13 protein-coding genes are annotated in these 14011 nt (G+C 44.9%); 5 read left to right on the top strand and 8 right to left on the bottom strand.

The features are described 5' to 3' along the window. Nucleotides 1-55: 55 nt before the first annotated feature. The 4 genes from rpmE to FTU42_RS04725 form a co-directional block, all read right to left on the bottom strand. The gene (gene rpmE, locus FTU42_RS04740) at nt 56-280 is read right to left on the bottom strand and encodes a 50S ribosomal protein L31 (RefSeq protein ID WP_005096496.1); all 225 of its coding nucleotides are present in this window, start codon (nt 278-280) and stop codon (nt 56-58) included. A 195-nt stretch (nt 281-475) separates the two neighbouring features. Continuing rightward, the gene (locus FTU42_RS04735) at nt 476-1456 is read right to left on the bottom strand and encodes a bile acid:sodium symporter family protein (protein WP_005171651.1); all 981 of its coding nucleotides are present in this window, start codon (nt 1454-1456) and stop codon (nt 476-478) included. Nucleotides 1457-1601: 145 nt separating this feature from the next. Further along, nucleotides 1602-2003, bottom strand: a complete 402-nt coding sequence (gene gloA / locus FTU42_RS04730; RefSeq protein WP_005096493.1) for a lactoylglutathione lyase — start codon at nt 2001-2003, stop codon at nt 1602-1604. Nucleotide 2004: 1 nt separating this feature from the next. Beyond that, nucleotides 2005-4173, bottom strand: a complete 2169-nt coding sequence (locus tag FTU42_RS04725) for an MFS transporter (protein WP_180075213.1) — start codon at nt 4171-4173, stop codon at nt 2005-2007. 197 nt (nt 4174-4370) lie between these two features. Between FTU42_RS04725 and FTU42_RS04720 the strand changes: the two genes are divergently transcribed. Beyond that, a complete protein-coding gene (locus FTU42_RS04720; RefSeq protein ID WP_005096488.1) occupies nt 4371-6998 on the top strand; it encodes a Lon protease family protein in 2628 nt (875 codons plus the stop codon). Between the two features lie 94 nt (nt 6999-7092). On the opposite strand, the gene grxD is transcribed toward FTU42_RS04720, so the two are convergent. Further along, on the bottom strand, nt 7093-7434 hold the full coding sequence (grxD, locus tag FTU42_RS04715) for a Grx4 family monothiol glutaredoxin (protein ID WP_004279738.1): 342 nt from the start codon (nt 7432-7434) through the stop codon (nt 7093-7095). Nucleotides 7435-7594: 160 nt separating this feature from the next. Here grxD and FTU42_RS04710 point away from each other — a divergent pair, with 160 nt between their 5' ends. After that, a complete protein-coding gene (locus tag FTU42_RS04710) occupies nt 7595-8806 on the top strand; it encodes an aspartate aminotransferase family protein (protein ID WP_074382993.1) in 1212 nt (403 codons plus the stop codon). Between the two features lie 57 nt (nt 8807-8863). Here FTU42_RS04710 and FTU42_RS04705 read toward each other — a convergent pair whose 3' ends face one another. The 3 genes from FTU42_RS04705 to surE all read right to left on the bottom strand — a co-directional run bounded on the left by FTU42_RS04705 (nt 8864) and on the right by surE (nt 11599). Then, entirely contained in the window at nt 8864-9793 is a 930-nt protein-coding gene (locus FTU42_RS04705) for a LysR family transcriptional regulator (RefSeq protein WP_005096486.1), read from the bottom strand. A gap of 91 nt (nt 9794-9884) precedes the next feature. After that, nucleotides 9885-10715, bottom strand: coding sequence for a peptidoglycan DD-metalloendopeptidase family protein (locus FTU42_RS04700; protein WP_005096485.1), 831 nt, complete (start codon nt 10713-10715; stop codon nt 9885-9887). Nucleotides 10716-10810: 95 nt separating this feature from the next. After that, nucleotides 10811-11599: a 5'/3'-nucleotidase SurE gene (surE, locus tag FTU42_RS04695; protein WP_180083098.1), complete on the bottom strand. Its 789-nt coding sequence runs from the start codon at nt 11597-11599 to the stop codon at nt 10811-10813. Nucleotides 11600-11710: 111 nt separating this feature from the next. On the opposite strand from surE, the gene FTU42_RS04690 reads away from it, so the two are divergent. From FTU42_RS04690 to dacC, 3 genes are all read left to right on the top strand, one after another. Then, nucleotides 11711-12082, top strand: a complete 372-nt coding sequence (locus tag FTU42_RS04690; protein WP_005096482.1) for an MCR_0457 family protein — start codon at nt 11711-11713, stop codon at nt 12080-12082. Nucleotides 12083-12244: 162 nt separating this feature from the next. After that, nucleotides 12245-12625: an MCR_0457 family protein gene (locus FTU42_RS04685; RefSeq protein WP_005096480.1), complete on the top strand. Its 381-nt coding sequence runs from the start codon at nt 12245-12247 to the stop codon at nt 12623-12625. A 128-nt stretch (nt 12626-12753) separates the two neighbouring features. Further along, nucleotides 12754-13902 (top strand): D-alanyl-D-alanine carboxypeptidase PBP5/6, encoded by a 1149-nt coding sequence (dacC, locus tag FTU42_RS04680; RefSeq protein WP_005096478.1) that lies wholly within the window; start codon nt 12754-12756, stop codon nt 13900-13902. Nucleotides 13903-14011 lie beyond the last annotated feature (109 nt).

The raw sequence follows: 14011 nt of genomic DNA, 5'->3' as shown, positions 1-14011 counted from the left end.
TCCAAATGGCAGGCACAAAAAAACGGGCTTGAGGCCCGTTTTTTCATTTTGGGTATTAACGTTTAACAGAACGTGACATACCAGCAAAACGTTGTTTGAACTTGTCGATACGACCGCCAGTGTCAACGTTCTTTTGCTTACCAGTATAGAATGGGTGGCAAGCTGAACATACGTCTAGGTAAAGTGTTTCTTTACCAGCAGCTGAACGAGTTTCGATTACGTTACCACATGAACAAGTCGCAACTAAAGTTTCATATTTTGGGTGAATATCGGCGCGCATGGTCGATTACTCCATTAGATTCAAGAAGGTTTAGCTGTCATCGCTATTGATCACTCTCAAATGAGGAAGCAGGAACAAAGTTCATGCAGATCAACACCACAACAGACCATTCTTTTGGCCCACCGAGACGGATACCGTCAGAGCTAAGCACAACAAGTGGGCATTATTATACGTGAAACAAATTCAATATGCGAATTATTCTTCTGCTTCTGACTCAGCCTCTTTGGCCCACACATTGGCAATAATCCCGCAAACCATCAATTGAATCTGATGAAAAATCATGATCGGCAAGACAATCATGCCCAGTGGCTGGCCAATAAATAGAATTTGTGCCATCGGCACGCCACTGGCCAGGGTTTTTTTAGAACCACAGAAAAATACCGTTTTCTGGTCAGCGCGACTAAAACCCAGCCAGCGTGGGATATACAGCGACAACAGCATCACCAGGGTCAAAAGCACCGAACAGGCTAGCAATAACAGCAATAATGTACTGAGACTGACTTCATTCCAAAGTCCCGCTACTACGGCGCTACTAAAAGCACCATAGACCACCAGTAAAATTGAGCCTTGATCAAAGACCTTGACGATTTTTGGCATTTTCATCATTTTTGGATAAATCCAGGGACGTAAAATTTGCCCCAAGATAAAAGGTACCAATAACAACAGCGTAATCTGGATAATCGAAGCGGTTGGGTCAAACCCGTGCTCAGATTGACCTAAAATGAAAAATGCGACCAATACCGGGGTGATAAACATGCCGATAATATTGGAAAAAGAAGCACTACAGACAGCACCGGCCACATTCCCATGTGCGACGGAAGTAAAAGCAATCGAAGACTGAACGGTGGATGGCAGGAAGCACATAAACAGGAAGCCCCAGTACAGCTCCTGCCCGAGCATTGGCAATAAAATCGGCTTGGCCAGCAAACCTAGAATAGGAAACAAGGCAAAAGTCAGTGCAAAGACCAAAGTATGTAATTTCCAGTGCATGATCCCCTCCACCACCGCTTCGCGGGACAGCTTGGCACCGTGTAGGAAAAATAGAATGGCAATCGCGCCTGTCGTGATCCAGCCAAAAACTTCAGCGGCCTGTCCGGAGACAGGCACTACACTGGCCAACAGCACCATGACAAATAGCAATATCGTAAAGCGGTCCAATGCCAACAATTTAAGCATCTGCTGTTCTTCCCTTAAAGTTTTATTGTTCGATAAAAAAATGCCCGGCTATCTTAACAGATGCCGGGCCCATGCTATGCACTCAGGTTGATGTAATATTTTCATCTATACGTGAATACATTTCATCTATCACGCTACATCCCACTTAGTTATTACGTGCATCTTGATCTTGCTGGATCAGCTCGATTTTATAGCCATCTGGGTCTTCTACAAATGCAATGACAGTCACACCGCCTTTCATTGGACCAGCTTCACGCACGACATTACCACCACGTGCCTTGATCTCTTCACACGCCTTATAAGCATCATCGACTGCAATCGCGATATGACCATAGGCATTGCCCAGCTCATAGCTGTCTGTATCCCAGTTATGCGTCAATTCAAGTACGGTGTGATTTTCTTCATCGCCATAACCGACAAAAGCCAGGGTAAAACGGCCCTCTTCGTAATCACGTTTACGAAGCAAAGTCATGCCAAGTACTTCAGTATAGAACTTGAGCGATTGTTCTAAATTGCCTACACGTAACATGGTATGCAGCATGCGCATATTAATCATCCTTCTGTACAGATTGTTGTTGGTGTTCACCGAGCAGTTTTGCGACCCAAACCACCAGAATCAGGATCGGAATCCCAATTAACGTGGTCATGAGGAAGAATTTCGGATAACCAATATTGGTCACTATAGTACCCGAATATCCGCCTAAAATCTTGGGAGTCAGGGTCATGAGTGAGCTAAAAATCGCATATTGAACTGCGGTAAATGACACACTGGTCAGGCTCGACAAGAATGCAATAAATGCAGCACCCGCAAGTCCGGCAGCCAGATTATCGACAATAATGGCAAAATAAAGCCACTTGTCGCTATAAGGTTTGATGACCTTACCACTGACTTCGATCATGTCGGAACTACTGCCATCTATCACCGCCAAAGGCTGAATATCGACATCCAGATTCTGGCCAGGGATGAGCTGATCATTGACCTGATAAACATGTGTGGTTTGCTGAAGCGCCTGGCCATCTTGCATCAAGACTGCACTGACAATATGTGCGGGTGAGTGAATCAGTTGCTGCGCAGGAATCGCGGCAGTAAATATGCCCTCACTTTCCAGTTTCGCATCAATATTCTGGTCGTTAATCTGCAACACGATCTTTTGATTTTCTGGCAGTGCTTTACCGACATACTGGCCACGCACCACAATGGTCTTGTCCTGTTCAGCAGCTGTAAGCGTATTATCACTCGTAATCGGCAGGATCTGTAACTGGGTGCTGCCCGGTTTTTCAGTTAAATACGGCATACTGACTTGTACCGGGGCCTGATCAGTAACATCTCCATCCAGATAAGCAGCCGATACTTGTAACTGCTTGCTTTGCGCCAGCACGGCACTCGGTAGCTCCAGCTTCCAGTAACCAACTTCATCTGTATCTGCCTGATAAACCTGATTAGCCACCCTAACTTCAACAGCGGCCAGTTGTTCACCTGACTTGACCAGCCCAATAAAAATGAGATTGGTCAAACAGGCCAGCACGGCACCGACAAACATCAGTTTCATGATATTCATTTTCTGGGCCAACAACCCACCCAGAAATCCACCGATCAAAGAGAAAATAACGCCATAAACTTTGACCGCCTCAGCGATTTGCTCTTTACTGAAATTCAGGTCCTGATAAAAGACATTGGAAATCACCCCGGCGATGATATCGGAAACCCGATAAAAACCGATCAATAACAACAGCACCAATGCCAGTTTTAAGCCATAGCGCCTAAAGAAGTCTGCAACCGGATTAACCCAGGTTTCATAGGCCATCTGCTTGTTGACTGCACCCATTTTCACCAAGCTTGCACCAATGGCAAAGGCAATCGCACCAGAACCAATAAAGCGTAAGGCTTCAAAGCAGAACAAGGCAAAAGTATCTTGAATGGTGAACTGTTCGGTAATACTGGCGACCAGATTGCCTGAATAGATATAGCTCAGTACAAAGCTGATCACTGCGACAAAAAACACTGCGACTAAACGGAAATAATCACTGCGCAGATAATGTTTAGGCACACGGTCAACCTGCGGTTCCCGAATGCAAAGCGTGGTGACAATTCCGACCAGCATTACCGCGGCCATGGCCAGATAGGTCCATTTCCAGGCATCATAGATATAGTTGCCTTTGGCTGTGCCCAAATAAGCGGCCAGAAACAAGGCGCCAGCACCCGCCACGATCATCCCGATCCGATAACCGGCATTATAGGTCGCGGCCAAGACGGTCTGCATCTGGGTTTCCGCCAGTTCAATCCGGTAGGCATCAATCACAATATCCTGCGTTGCAGCAGAAAAGCCTAACAGGACTGCACCCAGCGCCATTTGCTGTAAATGAGTTACGCCCAAAGCCGGATCAGAAAAAGCCATAATGGAAATGGCGCAGACAATCAGAATCTGTGCAATCAGCAACCAGGCTCGACGGCGTCCCAGAGCCTTGGTCAGAAAAGGCACTGGCAGTTCATCAATGAGCGGCGCCCAGACGAATTTAAACGAGTAGCCCAATGCTGCCCAGCTAAAAAAAGTGACTGCACTTTTGCTGATTCCGGCCTCACCTAACCATAAAGACAGACTGGAAAAAATCAGAAGAATCGGGACACCGGCCGAAAATCCCAAGAACAGCATGATCAAGGCACGTCGATCTAAAAATGCTGTAAATGCGGATTTCCAACCCGTCGTTTGTGTTGTCATTGCTTTATTATTTTCCGCGGAAAAACCAATTGCTGCTATTCAATCCTGTAATAGCGCATCTTTCAACAAGATTTATATATTTATCACATTTCTGGTTTTTTATTTTCTGGAAAAAGCCACATGTTCGCTTGAATTTTCCAAGCAAATCTGTATACCTTAACGCTTATCAACGTAATATTTCGTTTTGGATTTCAACAGTGACCCAGAGACTCGATCAAATTAATTCTTCTATCGCCAGCAACAATACGACAACACCAGAAAATATCCGCTCAGATTTACTTATCTCGGCATTTGAACAAAGCGAAATTCACAACACCCTTGAGCATACCCGCTTAAAATCCACCCAACTGACGCACATTCCAAACCTAGAAAAAATTCCGGCGTCGACCAAACGGATCAAGCCCCTGAATAATTTCTTGGGGCAAGACCGCGCACGGGCTTCGGTAGAGGCCGGGATTGCCTTACCTTATTCAGGCTATAATATTTTTGCCGTGGGTACGGCTGGCCTGGGCAAACGCACTATGGTGAAGCGCCTGCTGCAACAGCATGCCAAAACCATGGAAACACCCAATGATTGGGTTTATGTCAACAACTTTCAAAACCAGCGCCAGCCAATAGCTTTGGAGCTGCCTGCCGGTCAGGGTCCAAAATTTCAGGCCATGCTAAATCAAAGCTGGCAAACCATTCTGAAACAGCTCGAACGCCGTTTTACTGCGGAAACCTATCACAACCGCATTGAAATGATTCGCCAGGAAACTGGCGATGAACAGCAACAGGCGCTGATCGAACTCACCAAAGAAGGTGCAGAACTCGATCTGAAACTGATCTCGCGACACGATGAACACTGTTTTGTTCCCGTACATCTGATTGATGACAAATTACAGGAAATGACTCAGGAAGATCTGAATGCGCTGAACAATCAGGATCGGGCCGAATTGGCGACCAATATGCGCTATATGGACAAAAAACTGGAGCGTCTGGGTTTGCATCTGGGTGATCTGGAAGATGATGCACGCGACCGAGTTCAGATTCTGAATCGTGATATTGCCAAACAGGTGGTGGTGCCACGTGTAGAACAGATTTTATCCAAGTTCAAACATGTGCAAGGCTTGGAACATTATCTAAAATATTATGCCGAAGATATTATCAATAATGTCGAAATCGTGCTGGAACAGGAAGAGGATGATTTCACCCCGGCACTATTCAGCCGCGTACCGGCACGTTATCAGGCCAACGTGATTATTACCCACAAGCCGAATAGCGGTGCGCCAGTCATCTTTGAAGATTTTCCAACACATTACAATTTACTTGGTCATGTGGAACAGCTAACCCAAAATGGCACGATCACCACGGACTTCACCCTGATTCGTCCCGGAACGTTGCATAAAGCCAATGGCGGCTTTCTGATGCTGGAAGCGGAACAATTGCTGGAACAGCCTTATGCATGGCAAGGCTTGAAGCGTGCGCTTAAATCCGGGCATTTAAAACTGTCTTCGCTTGAGCATATGATCACGCTGACCGGCAGTATTTCAATTGAACCGGCATCGATTCCATTGAACATTAAAGTGATCTTGCTGGCCGAGCCTGAAATTTATTATGAAATTTTAGAGCTTGAACCGGAGCTGGGCAGCATCTTTAAAATCCGTGCTGATTTTACCGATACATTACAACGTAATGACGACAACGAGCAGGCCTATATGCAGCTGATTGCCGACTATGTGCAATCGGATAAATTATTGCCTTTTGACCGTTCTGCTTTGGCTGCACTGCTCACAGATTCCAGCCGTCAGGCCGAAGACCAAAGCTCACTATCATTACATGCCCTGACCTTGGGTGACCTGATTCGTGAAGCGCATCATCATGCCTTTCAGGCCGGTGACAAGATGGTCTCGGAAAAACATATCAATACCGCACTCGATCATCGCAAATATCGCTTAGGCTATTTACGTGAGTTGTACTGGCAGGATCTGACCCGTGGTACACAGCTAATCGAAACCCGTGGCCATCGTCTGGGACAGATTAATGCTTTGTCGGTAATTCATTATGCCGATGTCGAATTTGGCCTTCCTTCACGCCTGACTGCTTCGGTGTATCAAGGGGGTGGTGACATTCTCGACATTGAGCGCAGTGTGGAACTCGGTGGCTCCTTGCATGCCAAAGGCGTGTTATTGATGTCGTCTTTCCTGAAAGCACATTTTGGTCGTGAACAGACCCTGCACTTCTCTGCTGCGCTGGCCTTTGAACAAAGCTATGGTCAGGTCGATGGTGACAGTGCCACAGTCGCAGAACTGTCTGCCCTGCTCTCTGCGATTAGCCAGTTACCGATTGATCAATCCTGGGCCATTACCGGCTCTATGAACCAGTTGGGACAAGTACAGCCAGTGGGCGGTGTCAATGCCAAAATTGAAGGTTTCTTTGATGCCTGCAAGCTGCAAGGTCTGACCGGCAAACAAGGCGTGATTATTCCACGTCAGAATATGCAGCATCTGATGCTGCGTAAAGATGTCACCATTGCTGTCGAAGAAGGTCAGTTCCATATTCATGCGATTGATACCATTGATCAGGCGCTGGAAATCCTGATGGCGCGTCCGGTCGGCACCTTGGATAAAAAAGGTCGCTATAGCAAAAATTCAATCTATGCCGCGGTGATGGCACAGCTGGATTACTGGCAAGCGATTGAAGATGGTGGTGAGCTGGTCGAATTACCGAAGAAAAAGAAAAAAAAGAAGAAGAAAAAAGACAAGAAGCAAATTGTTGAGCCACACACTGAACTTGAAGCAGGTCATGCAATAGCTCAAAAGCCAAATGCAGCAACAGAAGATTAATCCGGTCGTTGCTCTATCTTTAAAATAGCAATAAAAAAGCGCTTCTCAATGAAGCGCTTTTTTAACATCTGGCTTGATTTAAATCTTAATTTAATTAAGCATCAGCCGCCGGGCTGTACTGTTCAACCAAAGGCTTTAATTCGCCTTTTTGGAACATGTCGAGCATGATATCGCTCCCACCGATCAATTCACCATTGATCCAAAGCTGTGGAAATGTCGGCCAGTTGGCGATTTGTGGTAACATCGCACGAATGTCCTGATTTTCCAGAATGTTTACATAAGCAAACGGACGACCAATCTGACTGAGTGCTTCTACTGCACGTGCAGAAAAACCACATTGTGGAAATTGCGGTGTGCCTTTCATATAAAGAAGTACTGCATGTTTAGCAATTTGGTCACGAATTAACGCTTCGGTATCGCGTGCTTGTTCAGTCATTGATAAATCCTCAACTCATCTGTCTGGCATTATACCCAAATCCAGACAAAACAGTATGTCTAAAGCAATAATTCCAATTTTATTTACAATTACCCTTTAAATCTGAGCGGGTTTTTGCTTATATAAGTTTTTCTTTCCACCTAACAGTTAAGAGTTAGTCATGAATAATATTACCCTCGCACCGGTACAAACTGATCAACCTTCTCACTTGATGCCTGTATTTGGCCGTCAACCGATCAGCTTTGTCCGAGGACGAGGTGCATATCTTTATACCGAAGATGGTACAGAGTATTTAGATGCATTAACCGGAATTGCAGTATGTGGTCTGGGTCATGCGCATCCAGTCATTGCCGAAGCAATTGCTGATCAGGCTGCGACCTTGATTCATACCAGCAACCTGTTTGAAGTGCCTTGGCAAACTGCGGCAGCACAAAAACTGGCCGAAGTCGCGGGTATGGAAGAAGTATTCTTCTCCAACAGTGGCGCAGAATCAAATGAAGGTGCAATCAAAATTGCACGTAAATTCGGTCATATGCAAGGCATTGCTTCACCCAAAATTATTGTGGCGGATCGTTCTTTCCATGGCCGTACCATGGCCACCCTTTCTGCAACAGGCAATAAAAAAGTTCAGGAAGGCTTTGGCCCGCTGGTCGAAGGTTTTATTCGTGTACCTTTTGGTGATCTCGAAGCGATTGAAGAGGCAGCGCTTCATCATCCGGATATCGTAGCCATTTTAGTTGAGCCCATTCAGGGTGAAGGTGGTGTAAATACCGCACCTCAAGGTTTCAGCTATCTTGAAGAGATTCGTCAAATCTGTAACCAGCACAACTGGTTGATGATGCTAGACGAAGTGCAAACCGGGAATGGCCGTACGGGCAAATATTTTGCTTATCAGCACACCAGCATTATTCCTGATGTACTGACCACAGCCAAAGGCTTGGGTAATGGTTTCCCGATTGGCGCCGTCATGACTCAAGGTCGTGGTGTAGGTGTACTAACTGCCGGTAATCATGGTTCGACTTATAGTGGTACAGCTTTGGGTTCACGTGTGGTCTACACCATTCTCGATATTATGCAAAAAGAAAATATCGTCGCCAATGCTGCGGAAAAAGGCGCTTATATCGTGGATCAGCTACGCAACAAACTGGCCGATCAAAATGTGAGCGTGCGTGGTTTCGGTCTGATGATCGGAATTGAATTACCGAAAGAATGTGCTGAGCTGGTCGCAATTGCACGTGATGAATACAAAACCATCATCAATGTGACTGCCGGTAATGTGGTACGTCTATTACCTACCCTGAACATTACTCAGGAACAGGCTGATCAGCTGATTGAGCGTTTAGTGAAAATGATCAACGCTTTTTTGGCCTAAACCCTGCGCTTAAAAACAAAAAAGCCGCTTGAAAGCGGCTTTTTTATATTCTGTATCTTATGATGCGGCTTGTAAAATACGCCCACCAGAAATCTGGTCAAAATATTGTTTCAATGTATCTAGGCAACGAAGAATTTTTGTCGGTTGTTGCTCACGTTTCGGCATGACTGCATATAGTGTAATCGGTGGAAGTCGCCATTCAGGCAAAACTTCAACCAAAGTGCCATTCAGTAAGTCTTTTTTCGCATCGAGATATAAAATCTTGGCAATCCCATTGCCCTGCAAGCACATCGATTTTGCCACCAGACCATTATTGGTACTGAAACGGGATTTCAATTCAAAATCGGCTTTTTCTGCAGTATTGACATTTTGAAACTGGAAATACTGATGATTTTTGATATGGGTCAAAGGCAGCACATCATGATTTTTAAGATCATCAGGACGTGAAATAATGGTGCTCTGATTAATATAACTCGGTGTCGCCACCAGAATTTGCTCAATCTGCATCAATGGCACCACCTGAAGATTGTGCTCATCATTTTTCTGTTCAAATCTTAAGGCGATATCGATACGCCCATCGAACAAATCAACCTCATGATTATTGGTTTCCAGATGTACTGCCAGGCCACGATGTGCGGACATCCAGTGAGAAAGTGCAGGAATCACATGATTCGCGCACAATTCTGGCAAAGCGACAATGCGCAGTTCACCCACAAGATCATCGCGTAATTCATTGATTCGGACTTTACCGCGCTCTGCAGCAGATAGCATTTCCTGGCAACTGTAGAAAAAAGCTTGTCCCGCTTCCGTCAAACTTAACTTTCTCGTTGAACGATTTAAAAGTACCACTTCCATATCATGTTCTAATGAGCGAATTTGTTGACTCACGGCGCTGGTCGTAATCCCTAATTCACGGGCAGCACCGCTAAACGAGTTTTTTTCTACAACACAAGCAAAAACACCCATTGCTCGAAGTTGATCTAACATAAATTTCCCTCTAAACTTATGAGATGCCTCATCATTTGATAAAAGCAACTTATTGTATTATACGGCGAAATTCACGTTTTGCATTATTTATTTAATTGTTTGGTAAAACTGTAGTTGGATTAATCGGTTTGCCGTCTAAGCGCACCTGAAATTCAAGCATGGTTCGCGTTGTACCAGTTGAACCCATTTCTGCAATTTTTTGCCCCGCTTTTACATTCTGTCCGCTTTTTACATCCAGTTTGCTGTTATGGGCATAAGCCGTAATATAGCCATTAATATGCTTCACCAACACCAGATTGCCATATTCTTTCAGGCCATCTGCGGCATAAACCACCTGCCCGTCTGCTGCTGCAAACACCGGATCACCGACATTGCCGCTATAGCGTGTGCCCTTGATATTAGATGCCAGATTATACTGCTGCAAAACTGGGCCATTAGACGGTTTTACCCAACCTAAACCCGCGGCAGTAGAGACGGGTGTCATTGGCGCCGGCGTGCTCACACGCGGTGTAGTCTGCACGGTGGTCGCTGGTGTAACTGGTGCCGGTGTTGGTACTGCAATCGTTTGACGCTGGATAGGGGCTGCCTGAGTCACTGCCTGCGTGCTGGTACTGCGACGTACGGTATTATTTTTCAGGCGGATCGACTGTCCCACATAAATCCGGTAAGGTGCAGCAATATCATTCATCTCGGCAACACTGATATAGTTCAGTCCATAACGTGCTGCGATCCCACTCAATGTATCTCCTGAACGTACCGTATAGAAATCAGGAGCTGTCGCATAACGCGTCGCATTATTTACTTGAGGTTTGGTTGCACAACCGGTGATTACTCCTGTAGAAATAACAACGGTTGATAAAACTAGGGTTTTAATCAGGGCTGCAGGCGAAGCAACAACACATTTCGGTAACACCAAGAACATTATCTTCCTCTCTAAGATCTATACGGTTGCAAAATCCCGTTAAGATTAGCAAAGTTTTACTGCAATATACTTGCAATCGCGAGTTTTTCACAAAGTTATAACACTGAGAACGCATTTTCTGCCAATTGTGTTTGAAGATTCCGCAAAACCTCATAGTTGGTGGCATCCATCTGAATCGGAGTAATGCTGACATAGCCATTGGCCACAGCAAAGAAGTCCGAGTCAATCTCGCTCAACCCTTGCTTGGGTTCTGCTACTGCTTCTCCAGACAGTCCAATCCAGTACACCTGACGACCACGTGGGTCAACATGACTGGTGATGGGCTTCGACTGACGGCGGCGGCCTTGATAAGTCACTTTTTCACCCTGTAATTCAGCCATATCCGGAATATTGATATTAAAAATATGACGCTCAGGAAGAACCGGCAAACCGCGTGCAATAAAATCATGTACCCAGTTGGCAGCCAGCTGATAATCCTGAGGGTGTTGATAGCTGCGTACATTCGGCCCACTCAATGACACCGCAATAGCAGGATGTTTACTTAAGCGACCTTCAAAGGCTGCCCCGACTGTACCGGAATACAAGACATCATCCCCCAGATTGGCACCACTATTAATACCGCTGACCACCAGATCAAATTCAAAGTCAAACAGGCCGTTCATAGCCAGATAAACACAATCTGCCGGAGTACCATTGACAGCCCAGACATCGGGAGAAATCTGAATCAGGCTTAAAGGTCGGTCCAGAGTCAAAGCACTGGAGTAACCACTGCGCTCACTTTCTGGCGCTACAATAACAATCCTCCCCAAAGGTTTTAGAGCCTGTGCCAATGCCTGAATACCCGGTGCAAACACACCATCATCATTTGAAACTAAAATATTCACTGAAAAATCTCGTCGCGCTAAAAAATGACTGGTTAGGACATTTAATTGTATTAGTGCTGGAATTATATATATTTACTGCTCGACATCCATCTTTAAAATATGTGGCTCAAGATGATTAAAAAATTCTCTTTATTTAGTGCTTTCGCTTTAAGCCTGGCAGTATCTGTTTCTCCTTCAGTTATGGCGAGCGAGCTGACTGTTGACGAAAACAATACCATTGTGAAAGAAGACATCGCATCGGCACAAGTCATGGCTGAGGTTTGCCCGGCTATGATTGGCCAAAATGCAAAATTAGACAGCATTATTCAGACTCTCATCCAGTCTTATCTTGCAGACTACTCAGATAAAGGCATGAGCTATCAAAAACTACAGGCAGATAGCGAATATAAATCTTTACTGGAAGAAGCCCGTCAGGGTGCCAAACAAACCAGTACTGACGAACAAAAAACCGTATGCGAAGAGATTCTGGATTACCAGGGCTAAGCTAGATAAATCTTCAAATAAGACGGTGTAAACATCGTCTTATTTTCTCTTACAGATTTCTTCATAATTCTACAGCTTCGCTACATTTTCCCACTTTTCAATTTCAAAAATAAGTTTAAGCTAGGCAAATTATTGTTCTAAATCTATTTTTTGAGTTTTTTAATGAAATATCCATTACTTCAAGCCATGACACTTTGTGCAGCTTCTGCCGCGACTCTTTTAGGCACCTCTGCATTTGCAGCCAATGAAAATATCAATGTCACACCAACCCAGCAAGTGACCAAGCAGGAACTGGCTGCGATTTATGTTCTTTCAGAAATCTGCCCGAGCATGGTTAAGGACAAGTCACAGTTCAATCAGGGCTATACCAAGCTGGTAACTGAATATATGCCAGGTCAGCGCAATCCGGTTGCAAGCTTAAACCAGATGGTTCAACAGAACGATTTCCGCAGTATTCTGGCTGAAGCACAATCTGATGCCAAGAAAGCTGGCAAGAAAAAAAATCAGGTGATTTGTAATGAATTAACCACCTATAACAATTAAGCTGCTTTTCTGCCGATTACTTACAATACTTTTGAAATAAGACCGGGTTTCCCATAGAAGTCCGCCTAGCTTTATCCTAAAATGCTAGGCTCTTCGTGCTTACATCAAGATATAGGAACCCACTAGAAATGACCCAAAAAACTGCCCTTGCTGCATTATTATTAGTTCCTAGTTTTAGCTTTGCAGCAACTGTCCTATCTGCACCACCAGAATTGAATAATAAATCCTACGTGCTAATGGACTATGAGACAGGGCAACTTCTCGCTTCAAAAAATGAAAATGAAAAATTAGCCCCTGCTTCAATGACCAAGATGATGACCAGCTACATCATCGAACAAAAACTATTGAGCGGTGAACTCACTGAAGATGAACAGGTTCGCATGAATGAGTCAGCATGGTGTCGCGGTAGTAGCGCGGAATCATGTATGTATGTGCCTTTAAATGGTACGGCCACTGCACTTGAAATGCTGCGCGGAATTATTATTCAATCGGGTAATGATGCATCTAAGGCCATGGCTGAACATATTGCAGGGAACGAGGGTACCTTTGCACATATGATGAATCAGGAAGCCAAACGTATTGGCATGACCAATACCAGCTTTATCAATTCAACCGGTATGCCTGCTGAAGGTCATTATTCGACTGCCAAAGATATGGCAACGCTGGCACAGCACATCATTAAAGACAGTTCCAAGTATTATCCGATTTATGCTGAAAAAGAATTTACCTTTAATGGCATCAAGCAAGGTAACCGTAATGCCCTGCTGTATACCGACCCAAGTGTAGATGGCTTAAAAACAGGTCATACCAATGAAGCAGGGTATTGCTTGACCACGTCGTCTAAACGTGGCCCTACTCGCTTGATTTCAGTTATTTTTGGTGCACCTACCATGCAGGAACGTGCAACGCAGACACGTGAATTGCTGGCTTGGGGTTATGCGAACTTCGAAACCAAAAATGTTCAACCAGCTAAACAGGTACTTGCTAAAGCCAAAGTCTGGTTTGGTAAGGAAGATGAAGTTCAAATCGGACTTGCTGAAAACTTTAATGTGACCATGCCTAAAGGTCAGGCCAATGCGATTAAAACCCAGCTGGTGGTTCAACCGAAACTGACTGCACCATTACAACCGGGGCAAGTTGTCGGTAAATATGTTGCGACTCTGGATGGTAAAGTCATTTCAGAAAAACCTCTTGTGGCTTTGAATGCAGTGGAAGAAGCGGGTTTCTTCGCGCGTATGCTCGACCATATCAAACAGTTCTTTAGCAACTTGTTCTAAGTCTAAATAGACCATTTCAGTCTTGGACTAAGACCAAAGCACTCATTCAGATGGGTGCTTTTTATTTTATACTATGCACATGATCCTTCATCATTTATCGGACAGATCG

The sequence above is a fragment of the Acinetobacter sp. YH12102 genome (assembly GCF_013419125.1).
Taxonomy (GTDB): domain Bacteria; phylum Pseudomonadota; class Gammaproteobacteria; order Pseudomonadales; family Moraxellaceae; genus Acinetobacter; species Acinetobacter pseudolwoffii.
The sequence above is the reverse complement of the archived record's forward strand: the minus strand, read 5'-3'. Positions and strand labels throughout refer to the sequence as shown.

What these genes read in the sequence shown, in the direction of transcription:
- FTU42_RS04690 (WP_005096482.1), top strand. Translation starts at nt 11,711, where the DNA reads ATGATTAAAAAATTCTCTTTATTTAGTGCTTTCGCTTTAAGCCTGGCA.
- dacC (WP_005096478.1), top strand. Translation starts at nt 12,754, where the DNA reads ATGACCCAAAAAACTGCCCTTGCTGCATTATTATTAGTTCCTAGTTTT.
- FTU42_RS04725 (WP_180075213.1), bottom strand. Translation starts at nt 4,173, where the DNA reads ATGACAACACAAACGACGGGTTGGAAATCCGCATTTACAGCATTTTTA.
- FTU42_RS04685 (WP_005096480.1), top strand. Translation starts at nt 12,245, where the DNA reads ATGAAATATCCATTACTTCAAGCCATGACACTTTGTGCAGCTTCTGCC.
- FTU42_RS04710 (WP_074382993.1), top strand. Translation starts at nt 7,595, where the DNA reads ATGAATAATATTACCCTCGCACCGGTACAAACTGATCAACCTTCTCAC.
- gloA (WP_005096493.1), bottom strand. Translation starts at nt 2,003, where the DNA reads ATGCGCATGCTGCATACCATGTTACGTGTAGGCAATTTAGAACAATCG.
- FTU42_RS04705 (WP_005096486.1), bottom strand. Translation starts at nt 9,793, where the DNA reads ATGTTAGATCAACTTCGAGCAATGGGTGTTTTTGCTTGTGTTGTAGAA.
- grxD (WP_004279738.1), bottom strand. Translation starts at nt 7,434, where the DNA reads ATGACTGAACAAGCACGCGATACCGAAGCGTTAATTCGTGACCAAATT.
- FTU42_RS04735 (WP_005171651.1), bottom strand. Translation starts at nt 1,456, where the DNA reads ATGCTTAAATTGTTGGCATTGGACCGCTTTACGATATTGCTATTTGTC.
- rpmE (WP_005096496.1), bottom strand. Translation starts at nt 280, where the DNA reads ATGCGCGCCGATATTCACCCAAAATATGAAACTTTAGTTGCGACTTGT.
- FTU42_RS04700 (WP_005096485.1), bottom strand. Translation starts at nt 10,715, where the DNA reads ATGTTCTTGGTGTTACCGAAATGTGTTGTTGCTTCGCCTGCAGCCCTG.